The organism is Nonomuraea sp. NPDC003214, from assembly GCF_053590035.1.
Map to the genome: position 1 here is coordinate 33442 of NZ_JBSFSX010000010.1, position 15124 is coordinate 48565.

At 74.4% G+C, this 15124-nt stretch carries 7 protein-coding genes; 4 read left to right on the forward strand and 3 right to left on the reverse strand.

Annotated features, from left to right (window positions below; genetic code table 11):
• The first annotated feature begins 112 nt into the window (after window positions 1-112).
• Genes ACWDXC_RS30525 through ACWDXC_RS30540 form a run of 4 tightly spaced genes read left to right on the forward strand, consistent with a single transcriptional unit; the run spans window position 113 to window position 5306 of the window.
• The gene (locus ACWDXC_RS30525) at window positions 113-1249 is read left to right on the forward strand and encodes a siderophore biosynthesis protein (protein WP_449987407.1); all 1137 of its coding nucleotides are present in this window, start codon (window positions 113-115) and stop codon (window positions 1247-1249) included.
• Window positions 1246-2715: an IucA/IucC family protein gene (locus ACWDXC_RS30530; RefSeq protein WP_449987410.1), complete on the forward strand. Its 1470-nt coding sequence runs from the start codon at window positions 1246-1248 to the stop codon at window positions 2713-2715. Before ACWDXC_RS30525 ends, ACWDXC_RS30530 begins: the two co-directional genes overlap by 4 nt.
• Window positions 2716-4242 carry an IucA/IucC family protein gene (locus tag ACWDXC_RS30535; protein WP_449987413.1) on the forward strand — a complete coding sequence of 509 codons (1527 nt, stop codon included), beginning with the start codon at window positions 2716-2718 and terminating at the stop codon, window positions 4240-4242.
• Window positions 4239-5306, forward strand: coding sequence for a type III PLP-dependent enzyme domain-containing protein (locus tag ACWDXC_RS30540; RefSeq protein ID WP_219504833.1), 1068 nt, complete (start codon window positions 4239-4241; stop codon window positions 5304-5306). The genes ACWDXC_RS30535 and ACWDXC_RS30540 overlap by 4 nt, the downstream gene beginning before the upstream one ends.
• Here ACWDXC_RS30540 and ACWDXC_RS30545 read toward each other — a convergent pair.
• The 3 genes from ACWDXC_RS30545 to ACWDXC_RS30555 all read right to left on the reverse strand — a co-directional run bounded on the left by ACWDXC_RS30545 (window position 5266) and on the right by ACWDXC_RS30555 (window position 15109).
• Window positions 5266-8559: an ATP-dependent helicase gene (locus ACWDXC_RS30545; RefSeq protein WP_449987416.1), complete on the reverse strand. Its 3294-nt coding sequence runs from the start codon at window positions 8557-8559 to the stop codon at window positions 5266-5268. The genes ACWDXC_RS30540 and ACWDXC_RS30545 overlap by 41 nt on opposite strands.
• Window positions 8553-12065, reverse strand: coding sequence for a UvrD-helicase domain-containing protein (locus ACWDXC_RS30550; RefSeq protein ID WP_449987419.1), 3513 nt, complete (start codon window positions 12063-12065; stop codon window positions 8553-8555). The genes ACWDXC_RS30545 and ACWDXC_RS30550 overlap by 7 nt, the downstream gene beginning before the upstream one ends.
• A gap of 194 nt (window positions 12066-12259) precedes the next feature.
• Window positions 12260-15109, reverse strand: coding sequence for a CDP-glycerol glycerophosphotransferase family protein (locus tag ACWDXC_RS30555; RefSeq protein WP_449987422.1), 2850 nt, complete (start codon window positions 15107-15109; stop codon window positions 12260-12262).
• Window positions 15110-15124 lie beyond the last annotated feature (15 nt).

A 15124-nucleotide genomic window follows, 5' to 3' on the forward strand; every position in this document is an offset into this window, starting at 1 on the left:
GACCTCAGGGTTAGCCGCCGATTACGGTTTCCCTGCAGCGGTGGGATCTTGGAGGGGCTAGGATCTTTCGGGTTAGGTTAGCCTTACCTGATCATCCGGGGGTGCCTTCGCGTTGCGGCTCTACCTGACCGCGCTCAAACCGACCGATTCGGTGACCGACGGGTTCCTGCCCGCCGCCCGGGCGCTGGGGTGCGAGGTGACGATCCTCACCGACCGGCCGGAGCGGCATCCGTACGCCGTCGGTTGTGACGTGCGTGACCCGCGCGCGTTGATCGACGCGATCGAGCACCTCGGCAGGCCGGACGCGATCTTCTCCAACTCCGACCACCTCCAGGCGGAGACCGCGCTGGCCGCCGGCTACTTCGGGCTGCCCGGCAAGGACTGGCGGGCCTGCCTGACGGCCAAGAACAAGTTCCTGACCCGGCGCAGGCTGGCGGAGGCGGGCGTGGAGCGGGTGTTCTCGGCGCGGCTGGCCCCGGGCGACCCGGTGCCCGACGACCTGCCGTACCCACTGGTGGTCAAGCCGCGCGAGGGGGTGGCCAGCGAGGACGTGCTGCTGGTCGAGTCGGACCTGGCCAAGGCCGTGGAGGCGGTCCGGGCGCGGCGGCCCGGCGAGGCGGTGGTGGTCGAGGAGTACCTGGAAGGGCCGCTGCGCACGCTGGAGACGCTGGGCGACGGCTCGCGGATCGGCGTGCTGGGCGGGTTCGCGACGACGCTCGGGCCGCTGCCGCACTTCGTCGAGGAGCGTCTCGACTGGGCGCCCGAGGGGCCGCACGATCACGTGCTGGCGGCGCTGCGGGCGATCGGGGCGGGGTTCGGCGCGTGCCACACCGAGTACGTCGTCACGCCGGCCGGGCCCCGGATCGTCGAGGTGAACTACCGGGTGATCGGCGACCACTGCGACTTCCTGCTGGCCGACGTGCTGGGGGTGCCGCTGTTCGAGTGGATCCTGCGCGTGCACCTGGGCGAACCCATGCCCTCGATGCCCGAATCCTCCAGGTATGGGACGGCGGTCAGCCTGGTGGCCGACCGGCCGGGCACGATCCTGACCGCGCCCGGGGCCGAGGAGACCGAGCACGACGGCGTCACGCTGTGGCACCGGCCGCTGCGCCAGGCCGGCGAGCGGGTGGAGCTGACTCACACCAACCGCGACTACCTGGGCGTGATCAGGGCCGTCGGGCCGGACCGGGCCCGCGTCGAGGCCGCCGTCGAGGGCTACCGGGCGTCCAGGCCGTGGGTCGTCGGATGAGCTCCCGCGACTCCTACCTGGCCGCCCGGGTGCTCAACGCGCTGCTGCGCGAGGACTACGGCAGGCTCTCCTCCCGCGTCACCCGCGACCGCGACGGCGTCGCGCTGACGATGGCCGACGGGCGGCTGGTGCGGCTGGCTCCCGGATCGCTCTTCCAGGACTTCGTGGTGGCGCCGGGCGAGCTGCTGGGCCTCGAACAGGTGCTGGAGACGCTGGCGGAGATCGCCGACCCGGCGGACGCCGAGGGCGTGGCCGCGTTCTTCGACGAGTGCCTGGCCGCGCTGGCCGCCCTGGAGCTGCACGACGCCCATCTGCCCGGCGTGCTGGCCAGGAAGCCGTCGTACGAGTCGCTGGCCGCCTTCACCGACCACCCGGTCTACCCGACGGCGCGGGCGCGGACGGGGCTGTCGGAGGCGGACCTGCTGGCGTACGCGCCGGAGTTCGCGCCGTCGTTCCCGCTGCGGTGGGCGCGGGTGCCCGGCGAGCTGCTGATGGCGGGGTCGTCGCCGCTGCCCGCCGACGTGCTGCCGGACGGCGAGGGGCTGTTCCCGGTGCACCCGCTGACCGTCGCCGAGGTCGCCAAGATCGACGGGGTGCGGGTGCTGGACGAGCCGCGCGTGACCGTACGCCCGACGCTGTCGATGCGGACGGTGGAGGTCGGGCCGCGCGTCCACCTCAAGCTGCCGCTGCCCACGGCCACGCTGGGCACCCGCAACCGGCGCTCGATCAGGCCGGGCACGCTGCGCGACGGCGCGCGGGCCGAGCTGCTGCTCCGCGAGCTCGCCGGCCCGGACGTGCTGATCGCCGACGAGCAGGCGTACGCGCACGCCGGGCACGAGTACCTGGCCTGGATGGTCCGCAGGCTGCCGCCCGGCAAGATCGTCCCGGTGGCGGCGCTGGCCGTGCCCGGGGTGCTGGCCGAGCTGGGCGACGTGCTGCCCGCCTACCTGCGGCTGCTGTTCGGCTGGAACGTGCGGCTGTTCGTCGAGTACGGCGTCGCGCTGGAGGCCCACCAGCAGAACCTGGCCCTGGTCTTCGCCGACGGCGCCATGAAGCTGCTGGTCAAGGACAACGACGGGCTGCTCGCCTCCCCCGCCAGGCTGGCGGCGGCCGGGGTGGCGGTGCCCGCGTTCGGCGACGCGCGGATGCTGACCGACGACCCGCACGCGCTGGCCGACGTGTTCGTGACGATCACGCTGCACCTGGCGGCGGCCGCGATCACGTTCGGCGCGCTGCCCCACGCCGAGGCGTCCGCGCTGCTGCGCGACACGCTGGCCGCGGCGCTCGAGCCCTACGGCGACGACCCGATGGCCAGGCTGCTGCGCGCCCGGACGCTGGAGGCGGCCAGGCTCACCGGCAAGTCGATGGTCACCGCCGGGACCCTCGTGGCCAAGCAGCGGTCGGGCGCGCGTGACATCAACAAGTTCTACGGCACCAGCGGGCCCAACTACCTGAGGAGAGCTTGAATGCACGGTCTGGCCCTCACCTCGTCTGCCGGGCCGGCCGAGGAGGCGACGCTCGCCGCGCTGCTGCGCTGCTGCGTGCGGGAGGTGGCCGGGCCGCGCGGCCTGGTCTGGCCGGCGCCGCCGTTGCTGCTGCTGCGCGTGGGGGGCACGCTGCTGCGGGTGCGCACCCACGGCGGGGCCGCGCTGCGCTTCGACGGCCGTCCCGAACGGCTCGACGCGGGCGCCTGGCATCCGCTGACGTCCGCGGAGCTGGTCCGGCTGGCCGAGGCGGAGCTGGGCGCGGGGCGCAACGACGAGTTCGCCGGGCAGGTGGCCGCCAGCCGGGAGGCGGTGGCCGCGATCCTGCGGGCCAGGGCGGAGGCCGTGCCGCCCGCCGATCCGTGGCTGGCCTCGGAGCAGGCGCTGGTGTACGGGCACCCGTTCCATCCGAGCCCGAAGGCGCGCGGCGGCGACGGCTGGCTGGCCTACGCGCCCGAGGCGCACGCCGAGTTCCCGCTGCGGCTGCTCGGCGTGCGGGACGACGCGGTCGCCGAGGAGGGCGACGTGCGCGCGCTCGACGCGCTGGGCGAGGCGCCGCCCGGCCACCGGCTGCTGCCGGCGCACCCGTGGCAGCTCGGCCTGCTGCGGCCCCGGCTGGGCGGCGAGCTGATCGACCTGGGGCCGGGGCCGGTCGTGATGCCGACCTCGTCGGTGCGCACCGTGTACGCCCCGGCGGCCGGGGCGTGCCTGAAGTTCAGCCTCGACGTGCGGATCACCAACTGCGTGCGCAAGAACGCCTGGTACGAGCTGGCCGGGGCGGTGGAGCTGACCTCTCGGCTCGCGCCGGTGTTCGCCGAGGTGGCCGCCAAGCATCCCGGCGCCCGGTGGCTGCCCGAGCCCGGCTACCGCTCCGCGACGCCGCTGCTGGAGGGGCTGGGCGTGATCGTCCGCGAGAGCCCCTGGGCGGCCTGCTCGCCCGGCGTCACCCCGATCCTGGCCGGGGCGCTGGCCGCCGGGCCGCCGCCGCCCGACCCGCTCGCCTGGTGGACGGCGTACGTGACGGCCGTGGCGCCACCGGTGCTGGAGCTGTACTTCACGCACGGCGTCATCCTGGAGCCGCACCTGCAGAACGTGCTCGTCGGCCTCGACGGCTCCGGCCTGCCCGTGGAGGCCGTCTTCCGCGACCTGGAGGGCGCCAAGCTCGTCACCGGCCGCCACGACCTCGGCGGCGTGCCGGCCCGGGTCGCGGAGGCCATGTCCTACGACGCCGAGCGCGGCTGGGCCCGGGTGGTCTACTGCCTGCTGGTCAACCACCTGGTGGAGATCGCGGCGACCGTCTCGGACGGCGACGACGGGCTGCTGCGCGAGCTGTGGCGGGCCGCCCGCGAGGTGCTCGCCAAGCAGGCCGCCGAGCTGGGCGGGCCGGTGCCGCTGTCGGACCTGCTCGCGGGGGCGCCGCTGCCGGCCAAGGCCAACCTGGGCGTCCGCTGGGCCAGGGCCGCCGACCGGTCCGCCGGTTACGTCCCGATCGCGAACCCGCTCGCATGATCACCGCGAGGGTCCTGGAGGCCGCCCCCCGCCTGGCCGCCCCGGCCTACCTGTACGACCTGCCCGCCCTGGACGAGCACGCGGCCGCGGTACGGGCCGCGCTGCCCGGCGTCGAGCTGTACTACGCGGTCAAGGCCAATCCGGACGCCGAGCTGCTGCGGGTGCTCGACGCGCACGTCGACGGGTTCGAGGTGTCGTCCGGCGGCGAGCACGCGCACGTGTCGGCGCTGCTGCCGGGCAGGCCGCTGGCCCTGGGCGGCCCCGGCAAGACCGACGCCGAGCTGCGGCTGCCGCATCACCGCATCCACGTGGAGTCCCCGTACGAGCTGCGGCGGCTGGTGGCGACCGGGCTGGAGGCGGACGTGCTGCTGCGCGTCAGCCCGGACCTGGCGGTGGAGGGCGCGGCGCTGACCATGAGCGGCCCGTTCGGGATGGACGAGGCGGGGGTCGAGGAGTGCCTGCCGCTGTTCACGGACCGGGTGCGGCTGCGCGGCAGGCACACGCACCTGGCGAGCGGGCTGGCCGCGCCAGAGCTGCTGCGGCTGGCGGCGGTGCTGCTGGACACCGGCCAGCCCGAGGTGAACCTGGGCGGCGGCATGGCGGTCTCCTACGGCTCGCCGGAGCGCTTCGACTGGGCCGCCTACGGCGCGGGGCTGGCGCGGCTGCGGCGGCCGGGGCAGCTCGTCAGGATCGAGCCGGGGCGGGCGCTGACCGCCTACTGCGGCTTCTACGTGACCCGGGTCGTAGACGTGAAACGGGTGCGCGGGGAGGCGTACGCCGTCCTGCTGGGCGGCACCCACCACCTGCGGACCCCGGTGACCAAGGGCCACGACCAGCCCTTCACCGTGCTGCCCACGGGCGACGGGCCGGGCGTGGCGGACGAGCCGGTCACGCTCGTCGGGCAGCTCTGCACGCCGAAAGACGTCTTCGCACGAAAAATCGTGACAACGGTACGGGTGGGGGACACGGTGGTGTTCGGGATGGCCGGGGCCTACGCCTGGAACATCTCACACCACGACTTCCTCATGCACCCGAAGCCCGGCTTCCACCATCTGCGCGACTGACCTCCGGCACCGCCTCGATGAGCGCCACCAGGCCGTCGGCGTCGAGCAGGTCCACCGGGCGCACGGTGCGGTTGGCGCGCACGTAGTGGAAGGCCGCGCTCACCCGCTCCAGCGGCACGCCCGCCAGGTGCGACCAGGCCAGCCGGTAGGCGGCGAGCTGCACCGAGGCGGCCCTGGCCTTCTTGCCGGTCGGCGGGTCGCCGGTCTTCCAGTCGACGACCTCGTAACGTCCGCCGGGCAGCTCGAACACCGCGTCCATGCGGCCGCGCACCAGCCGGTCGGCGATCATGGTCTCGAACGGCACCTCCAGGTCCACCGGACGCCGCTCGGCCCACTCGCTCTCCTCGAAGCGCTCCTGCAGCTCCGCCAGCCGCACGTCCGCCTCCTCCGGCTCGTGCTCCAGGTCCAGGTCGAAGTCGTCGATGAGCCGCTGCTGGTCCCAGCGCGTCTCCAGCCACTTGTGGAAGGAGGTGCCCCGGCGGGCCAGCGGCGCGGGCTTGACCGGCACCGGGCGGCGGATCCTGCGCGCCAGCTCGCGGGCATCGGTGGCCAGCGTGACCAGCGACGACACGGTCAGCTTGGACGGCAGCTCTACGGTCGTGGAGCCGCGCCGCCGGTGCAGCTCCCGCTCGCGCAGCAGCAGCTCGGTGTCGCGGTCCCAGGCGCGCACCCGCTCCTCCTCGAAGGCGCGCAGCGGCTGCTCCTCCTCGTCGTCCTCCAGGGTGCCCGCCAGCGCGTCCTCCACCAGGCGGGCGCCGTCGAGGACGGACTCGTACCGCAGCCCCTCGGGCGTGACCGGCCACACCGCGGCGGCCGGCTCGGCCAGCAGCGGGTTGGTGGCGCCCTCGGCGAGCTCCGGCGCCCAGACCGCGATCCGGTCGGCGCTCTGCGCGATCTCCCGCAGGAAGTCGGACGGCTCCAGCGGCTTGGACGCGCTGCCCCACCGGTAGCCGGAGGCGATCAGGTGGTAGTGGGCGCGCGTCACCGCCACGTACGCCAGCCGCCGCTCCTCCATCAGGTCGCGCTCGCGGCACCGCTCGTCGAACGCGGCCAGCTCGTCCTTGCTCAACCCCGTCAGCCGGGGCAGGTCGGCGGCGTCGCCGCGCAGCGGGTAGGGCAGCTTGCGCGGGTTGTCGGTCCAGCGGCTGTTCATGACCGGCGTGGCCGGGAACACGCTGCCCGTCGCGACCGCGCCCTTCGTGTTGAGGAGCTGCGACAGGCCCGGCACCACCACGACCGGCCACTCCAGGCCCTTGGACGCGTGCACGGTCATCAGCTTGACGCTGTTGCTGTCGCCGACCCGGCCCGCCTCCAGCCCGAACTCCTCGCTCTCCGCCGCCTGGAGATAGGCCAGGAACGCGCCCAGCGTCGGATCCTCGGCGTCGCCCGCGAACCGGGACGCCGCGTCGAGGAACGCGTCGAGATCGGCCCTGGCCGCGAACGCGCTCACCGTGCCGCCCCGCGCAGCCACCTCGACGTCCAGGCCGAGCTTGCGCTCCACCTCGCTGATCAGGTCGGGCAGCGGCTGCGCCGTGTGCGCCCTGAGCTGGCGCAGCTCGTGGGCCAGCGCCACCAGCCGGGTCGCGGCCAGCGGCGAGAACGCCTCCAGCCACTCCTCCCGGTCGGGCAGCTCGTCGAGCGCGTCGACCAGGCTGCCGCGCTCCTCCGCCAGATCGGCCACCACCTGGTCGAGCGGGTCCTGCACGCGCTGCCCGTCACGCATCTCCCGGTTGAGCTCGCGGGCGCACTCCCCCAGCGCCCGCAGGTCCGCCGGGCCGATCCGCCAGCGCGGCCCCGCCAGCAGCCTGGCCAGCGCGTCACCCGCCGTCGCGTCGTAGAGCACGCGCAACGTGGCCACGATGTCGGTCACCTCGGGCACCGTCAGCAGCCCGCCCAGCCCGACCACCTCGACCGGGATGTCACGATCCTCCAGCGCCCTGCGCAACGCCGGGAACTGCGACCGCTTGCGCGCCAGGATCGCCACGTCCTGCGGCTGCAGCGAAAGAGTCTTCTTGCGCTCCTTGTCCCCCCACGGCAGGCCGTCCGGGGCGACCTCCTGGCCGAGCAGCCGGGCGACGCAGTCGGCGACCCACTTCGCCTCGTCCTCGGCCGTCTCGTGGAAGGCACAGGTGACACGGCCCCGGTCGACCCGGTTCGGGCCCGGGACCAGCACCGGCACCTCACGCGCCTCCATCCGCAGCGGAAGCTGCACCCGGGCGGCCACGTCGAGCACCCGGTCACCGTTGCGGAAGCTGACGCTGAGCTGCCGCACCGGAGCCGGATCGCCCGCCCCCGTCCGGAAGTCCTCGGCGAACCGGCGCAGGTTGCCCGCCGACGCCCCCCGCCAGCCGTAGATCGACTGGCACGGGTCGCCCACCGCCGTCACCGGATGGCCGCCCCCGTACAGCGAACGCAGCAACACCAGCTGCGCATGGCTGGTGTCCTGATACTCGTCCAGCAGCACCACCGCGAACCGCTCCCGCTCGATCTGACCGACCTCGCGGTGATTGGCGGCGATCCTCGCCGCCAGCGACATCTGGTCGCCGTAGTCGATGACCTCCCGCCGCCGCTTCAACCTCTCGTACGCCTCCACCAGCGGCAGCAACTGCTCCCTGGCCGCCTGCACGGCGATCGGCTTGCGCTGCGCCTGCACCGTGCGGCCCGGCAGCTCGGCCAGACGCTCGTCCAGCCACTCCCCCACCCGCCGCACGTCACCCGGGGCGCGCAGATGCTCCGACAGCTCACCCGCCAGCTCCAGCACCGCCGCCGTCACCGAAGGCGGGCCCAGCTCCACCCGGTCCATCGGCCCGTCGTACATCGCCACCACCCGCGACGCGAGCTGCCACGACACCGCCGGCGTCACCAGCCGCATCGTCGGCTCCAGCGCCTCACGCAGCGCGTGATCGGTGACCAGGCGGGCCGCGTACGCATGATAGGTGGAGACCGTCGGCTCCTCGTCCAGCATCGACGGCTCCACCAGGCCCGCCTCCGCCAGCCCCGCCAGCCGCTCCCGCACCCGCGTCGCCAGCTCCGCCGCCGCCTTGCGGGTGAACGTCAGACCCAGCACGTTCGACGGCTTCACCAGACCGTTGGCCACCAGCCAGACCACCCGCCCGGCCATGGTCTCGCTCTTGCCCGAACCCGCCCCGGCCATGACGACCATCGGCTCCAGCGGCGCTTCGATGACGGCGGCTTGCTCCCGGGTGGGCGGCAGGATGCCGAGCTTGCCGGCCAGCTCGACCGGGGTCAGCACACCTGTCCCCCGCTGTCGTTGACCGGGCAGCTCGCCCTGGCCGCGCACGTACGGCAGCCGTCGTTGACCTTCGCCTGGAAGAACGGGCCCGACATGCCGATCGCCACCGTGTCGACCAGATCCCGCGCCCAGCCCGGGTTCGCGTCGTCGGCCAGCGCACCCTGCTTCTGCTCCACCGCCGCCGTCTTGCCCGCCGCCTTGCCGAGCTGCACCAGCGCCGCCCCGCCGGGCTCCGCCATGCCGTGCCGGGCGAACGCGCCCAGCAGCGCCGCCAACTGATAGACACCGAGCTGCGGATGGCGATCGAGCTCACCCGGCTTGGGCTTCGAGCCGCCCGTCTTGAGGTCGATGATCACCGCCCGGCCCTCCGCATCCTTCTCCACGCGGTCGACCCGGCCCTTGATCTGGACGCCGTCGCCCACCATGGCGACGAACGCCTCCTCCAGGGCGACGAGCTCCCGCGGGTTGTCCTGCTGCCAGCGGAGGAACCGGCCGATCATCTGCTCGGCCACCCGGCGCTGCTTGCGGTTGAACCATACGCCACCGAAGTCGAGCTCGTTCCAGATGCCGTCCAGGCGGTCGCCGAGCGCGTTCTCGTCCGACAGATCCGTGGCGCCCAGCACCGCCAGCGCGTGGATGACCGTGCCCAGCCCCTGCGCCGTGCTCGTCCCGGCCGCGCCCACCGCCGTCTCCAGCAGCCAGCGCAGGCCGCACTTGGTGAAGCTCTCCACCGCCGACGGGGAGATGCTCACCACGTCGTCCGGCCAGCTCAACGGCCGGTCATCGGTCATCGTCGTCAACGCGTACCAGTCGTTCGGATGCGCGCCCTGCACCCCCGCCGCCGCCAGCCTCGCCAGCTGCCTGGCCGCCCTGCGCCGCATCGACGCCGGCTTCGTCGGATCCGTCACCGCGCTCCGCAGATCGGCCACCAGCGACGGCATGCTCAGCCAGCGCGACCGGTCCTCCACCGTCGCCTCGTCCACCGCGCCCGGCATCAGCTCCGACAGGAACCGCGACGGCCGCTCGTCGGTGTCCTCACCGCCCACCGCCGTCACCACCAGCCGATGCCGCGCCCGCGTCGCCGCCACGTAGAACAGCCGCCGCTCCTCCGCCAGCAGCTTCGACGCCAGCGACGCCGCACTCGGCCTGCCCCCCTCGGCCACCTCCGCCAGGTCCTCCACGCCCAGCATCGTGCCCCGCAGCCGCAGATCCGGCCAGACGCCCTCCTGGACGCCCGCCACGACCACCACGTCCCACTCCAGGCCCTTCGAACGGTGCGCCGTCAACACCCGCACCGCGTCACCGTCCGGCGCCCGCTCCGCCAGCGTGTCACCCGGGATCTCCTGCGACGCCAGATCGTCCAGGAACACCTCCGGGCCCGCCTTCGGCATCCGGTCCACGAACTTCGCCGCATGGTCGAACAGCGCCACGACCGCGTCCAGGTCCCGGTCCGCCTGCGCGCCCCGCTGGCCGCCGCTCAGGCTCAGGTCCGTCCACCGCTCCGCCAGGCCGCTGGCCTGCCACACGGCCCACAGCACCTCCTCGGCCGTCGCGCCCTCCCGCAGCGCCTCCCTCGCCGTGGCCAGCAGCCTCGCCACCCGCTCCGCCGGAACGGCCACGTGCGGCTCCACCCGCACCAGCTCCCGCGGGTCGTTCACGGCCGCCACCAGCAACTCGCCCGACGACCGCACCCCCTCCCCAGAGTCCGCCGCCGCTCCGGGCCCGCCCGGGCCGCCCTGCGGCGCGACCTCCGCCACGGCGGCACGGGGGGCGTCCGTGGGCAGCGGCTCCTCCTCCGGAGCCAGAGGGCCGTCCTGCGCCGCACCAGACGCGCGCGCCGGCGCGGCTTCGGGGGCGGCCGGGACGCCGTCCTGTGGCGCACCGGCCTCCGGAGCCAGAGGGCCGTCCTGCGGCTCACCCGGTGGCGGCGCGGTGGGCTCGCGGCCCGGTGCCGCCTTGGAGTCCGCCAGGGTGCCGGGCTGCGGGTCGCCCTGGGGCGCGCCGGCCTGGGCGCCAGGTTGGGGGGCGTCACCTTCCGGGGTTGCGGAGGCCGGAGGGTCTGCCGGGTGCGGGGTGAGGGCGGTGTGGGCTTCGTTTTCGGCGATCTTCAGGGCGCGGCGGAGGCGGCGGACGCCGATCATGTCGGTGCCGCCGAGCGGGCCGGTGAGGAGCTCCTCGGCGACGCCCTCGTCCAGGGCGGCGGGGTCGAGGGCGACGCGCAGCAGCGTGAGGAGGGGGCGGACGCCGGGCTCCTGGGCGATGGGCACCTCGTCTCCGGCGATCATCGTGGGGACCCCGGCGGTGACGAGGGCGCGGCGCAGCAGCGGCACCTGTCGGGTGGCGGAGCGGACCAGGACGGCCATGCGGTGCCAGGGCACGCCGTCGATGAGGTGGGCCCGGCGCAGGGTGTCGGCGACGACGGCGGCTTCCTGGCTGGTGCTGTCGGCGAGCAGCACCCGTACCTCGCCGGAGGGTGTGTCGGGCAGCGGGACGAGGTCGCGGTGGCCGCGCGCCCGGGGGATGCCGTCGGCGGGAGGGCCGGCCGAGGGGGCGGGGGTGGCGGGGAGGCGGTCGGCGACGCGGCGGGAGGCCTCCAGGAGGTCGGCGCCGCTGCGGCGGCAGACGCGCAGGGCGACGATGGGCGCGTCGTGGCCGGACCGGGTGCGGAAGCGCTGGGGGAAGGCGAGGATGCCGCGTACGTCGGCGCCGCGGAAGCCGTAGATGGACTGGTCGGGGTCGCCGACGGCCACCAGGTCGCGGCCGTCGCCGGCGAGCTGCTGGAGGAGGAACTCCTGGGCGGGGTCGGTGTCCTGGTACTCGTCGACGAACAGCGCGTCGTGGGCGGCGCGTTCGCGGCGGCGTACGTCGGGGTCGGCGAGCAGTCCGGCGGCGGTGCGGATCAGCTCGGCGTAGTCCATGGCCGGGTCGGGGTCGAGGTCGAAGCGGAGCTGGTAGCGCTGGGCGAAGCGGCCGGCGGCGACCCAGTCGGCGCGGCCGTGCTGCCGTCCGAGCTCCTGTACGCGCTCGCCGTCGAGGCCGCGTTCGGCGGCGCGGGACAGGAAGTCGCGCAGCTCTTCGGCGAAGCCGCGGGTCTTGAGCGGTTCGCGCAGGTCTTCGGGCCAGTCGAGGGCGCCGTCCTCCAGTTCGCCGTGGAGGAGGCGGCGGACTTCGAGGAGTTGTTCGGGGCCGGTGAGGAGGCGGGGCGGCGGCTCGCCGGCGAGGACGGCCTCGCGGCGCAGCAGCGCGTAGGCGTAGGAGTGGAAGGTGAGCGCCAGCGGGGTGCGGGTGGTGCGGCGGAGCCGGCCGGTGACGCGTTCGCGCAGCTCGCCGGCGGCCTTGCGGCTGTAAGTGAGGATGAGGACGCGTTCGGGGTCGGCGCCGCGTCGTTCGATGCGGTCGACGACGCTCTCGACGATCGTGGTCGTCTTGCCGGTGCCGGGCCCGGCGAGGACGAGCAGGGGGCCGCCGGGGTGCTCGACCACGGCGCGCTGATGTTCATCAAGCACAGGGGCCTCAACAGGCCTCCCGCTGCCGCGGCGCACCAATCGCCAGGTCTGACCACTCACAGCACTAGATTCCACCAGACCACAGGGGTAGATCGTGCCGAGTTGCCCGGTCTCCCCGCGCGGACGCCCACGTTATCGGGGCCAATCGGGGCAAATTAGAGGATTTGCCCCGACACGCCGTCGTCAGTACGCGCTCAGAAAACGTGGTCGACCACGCGGGCCGTCGCCTTGCCGTCGTCGCGCGGCGCGAACGTGGCCCGGAAGGCGTCGTAGCGGTCGGCGTGGGCGGCCGCGACCTCGTCGATGGAGCGCAGCGCCTCGATGACCTCGCCGGAGGTCGACAGCACCGGCCCGGGGGCGACCTCGGGCAGGTCCACGTAGATGCCGCGCTTGGCGGAGTATTTGGCCAGGTCGTAGCCGTACAGGACGATCGGCCGCCCGGTGACCGCGAAGTCGAACATGACGGACGAGTAGTCGGTCACCAGGACGTCGGCCACGAGCAGCAGATCCGCGATATCCGGATAAGTCGTGACGTCACGCGCGATGTCGGGAACGGCGGGCATGGCCTGCATGGGATGCGCCCGTACCAGCAGCTCGTGGTCGGCGCCCAGCGCCTCACGCGCCTTGGCCAGGTCGAGCTTGACCATCGCGTTCTTGCGGTCGTAATCGCGCCACGTGGGCGCGTACAGGACCACGCGCTTGCCCTCGGCGAGCCCGAGCCGCTCGCGCACGGCGGCGGCGAGCTCGTCACGGTCGGGCGAGGTGAGCACGTCGTTGCGCGGCAGCCCGCTCTCCAGCACCTCGCCCTGGTAGCCGAACGCCTTGCGCAGCACCGGCGTGGCCCACGGCGACTGCGACAGCAGCACGTCCCAGCCGCGCACCTCGGCGGCCTGGCGGTGCCAGACCGGCGGCTTGGGGTCGCGCCGCATGTGGGCCTGGTCGTTGCCGATGTGCTTGACCGGGGTGCCGTGCCAGGTCTGCACGACGACCTGGCCCTCGCGGGAGCGGAACCAGACGGGCAGGAACGCGTTGGTGACGATGTAGCGCGAGCGGGCCAGCGCGGCGTGGTGCTCGCGGCTGCCCGCGCGCACCGAGGTGGCGCCGTCGGGCGGGGTGAACGCGCCGTCCTTGACGATCCAGATGTGCGGGCGGTCGTCGCCGCGCCGCACCCGCTCCTCGTAGATGGCGCGGACGCTGTCGGCGTACAGGCGGCCGTCGTTGACCACGTAGACGGTGGCCTCGTCGAGCGGCTCGGTGCGCTGGGCCGGGTAGAAGACGCGGCGCAGCACGTGGGTGCCGGCGACGCCCTTCTCGGCGGCGGGCCGCTCCTCCTCCGAGACGACCACCGGCACGTCGAAGCGGGTGGAGACCATGCGGAAGGAGTGGCCGCCGAGCACGCGCGGGTCCTCGTCGAGGGTCTCCAGCGCGGCGTGGTCCATGCGCACGGGCACGATCTCGCCGGACGGGTGCCGTACGGACATCTGCCAGGTGCCGGACGACAGCGGCACCGCCTCGCCGAAGCGGTCCATGAACCCCGGCTGGACGCGCACGGTGAACTCCTCGCCCGCGCGCTCCATCGGAACCTGGTAGGCCAGGCCGGAGCGGTGGCGCAGGGTGAGCGAGCGCGGCCCTTCGGCGTCGGGGTAGTGGCCGCGCAGGACGAGCGTGGGCCCGTCCCAGACGGCCGAGGAGATCACCGGGCGGATGCGGTGGGCGGAGACGACCACGCGGTCGCGGCGGTCGCCGAGCACGGTGATCTCGCGGTCGCCGGCCACGGCCCTGGTGCCCTTGAGGTCGCCGAGCATGACGGAGGCCGCCGGGTCGCCCTTGGGCTCGACCCACAGCCGCCGCCCGTCCTTCTCCTGCAGCAGCGCGGGCACGGCGAGCGTGAGCAGCACGTCGGTGCCCTTGCCCGCCGGGCTGAAGTCGGCGGCGATGCGGTGGCCGCCCAGCCGGGCATGGCCCTTGGTGACGACGCGGTCGGGCAGGTGGATCTTGAGCTGGAGGCGCTCGTCGTCGACGGTGACGCCGGTGAGCTCGGCCCGGTTGGGCTGGAGCACCACCTGGAGGGCGCGGTCGGAGGTCCAGACGGGCCGGGCCCACCAGCCGGGCTTGAGCTGGCGGCCGGCGGGGCGCTCGCTGCGGCCGATGGACGCGCCGCGCAGCAGGCCGGTGGCGCGGGCGCCCCGGCTCCAGAACACGATCTCGGCCCGCCACGTGGTGGTGTCGCGCACGGCGGGACGGCGGCGCAGGCGGCGGCGAACGCCGGAGACCAGGCCGCGGACGGCGCCGCGCCAGCGCAGCGCCCACGGGCTCAGCTCGGCGTGGAAGCCCGACCAGTCGTAGTTGCAGCCGGGCTCGCGGGCCCCGTGGGTGGCCTCGGGGGCGAGCACGCGGCGGGTGCGCAGCCGCACCGGCGGCAGCCAGCGCGGGCCGCGCAGCACCACGCTCGCGCGGTTGAAGCGGCGGCTGCGCACCGACAGGCCGGCCAGGTAGGCGAAGCCGGTGATGCGCAGCTTGCCGTCGACCCACACGATGTCGTCGATGTGCGTGACGGGCACCAGGTCGGCGCGGCGCAGCCGGAACAGCTCGGCGGGCAGCTCGTCGCGGAACGGCAGGTCGGCGTACCAGCGCAGGCCCTTGCGGATGCGCTTGGACGGCTCGGCGGCGGCCGCCACGACCTTGGCGAGGGTCTCGCCCTCGACGAGCTCGTCGTCGGGGCGGTGCTCGATCAGGTGGCAGATGAGGCGGCGGGCCACGGGCAGCTCACGCTTGACCCCCGCGGCGACGCCCGCCAGGTAGGGGCGCACGAGGTCGACGAGCTCGCGCCTGCGGGCGGCGCCGCGCTTGACCGCGAGGTCCATCCGCGCGCCGAGCGGCCCGCTGAGCACCTCGGCGTCGAACGCCGCGTCGCGGCCGCCCGGCCCGACGGCGCGCATGACCGCGTCGAGTGGCTCGCCACGGTCGCAGAGGTCCTGGACGGCCTTGAGTCGGTCGGGGACCGCATCGCCGCCCGGGCTCTGGGCAGTTACGCCGGTAGCCATCGGGGAGGCACCGCC

Coding starts and splice junctions, on each gene's coding strand:
- ACWDXC_RS30540 (WP_219504833.1), top strand. CDS start 4,239: ATGATCACCGCGAGGGTCCTGGAGGCCGCCCCCCGCCTGGCCGCCCCG.
- ACWDXC_RS30530 (WP_449987410.1), top strand. CDS start 1,246: ATGAGCTCCCGCGACTCCTACCTGGCCGCCCGGGTGCTCAACGCGCTG.
- ACWDXC_RS30535 (WP_449987413.1), top strand. CDS start 2,716: ATGCACGGTCTGGCCCTCACCTCGTCTGCCGGGCCGGCCGAGGAGGCG.
- ACWDXC_RS30555 (WP_449987422.1), bottom strand. CDS start 15,109: ATGGCTACCGGCGTAACTGCCCAGAGCCCGGGCGGCGATGCGGTCCCC.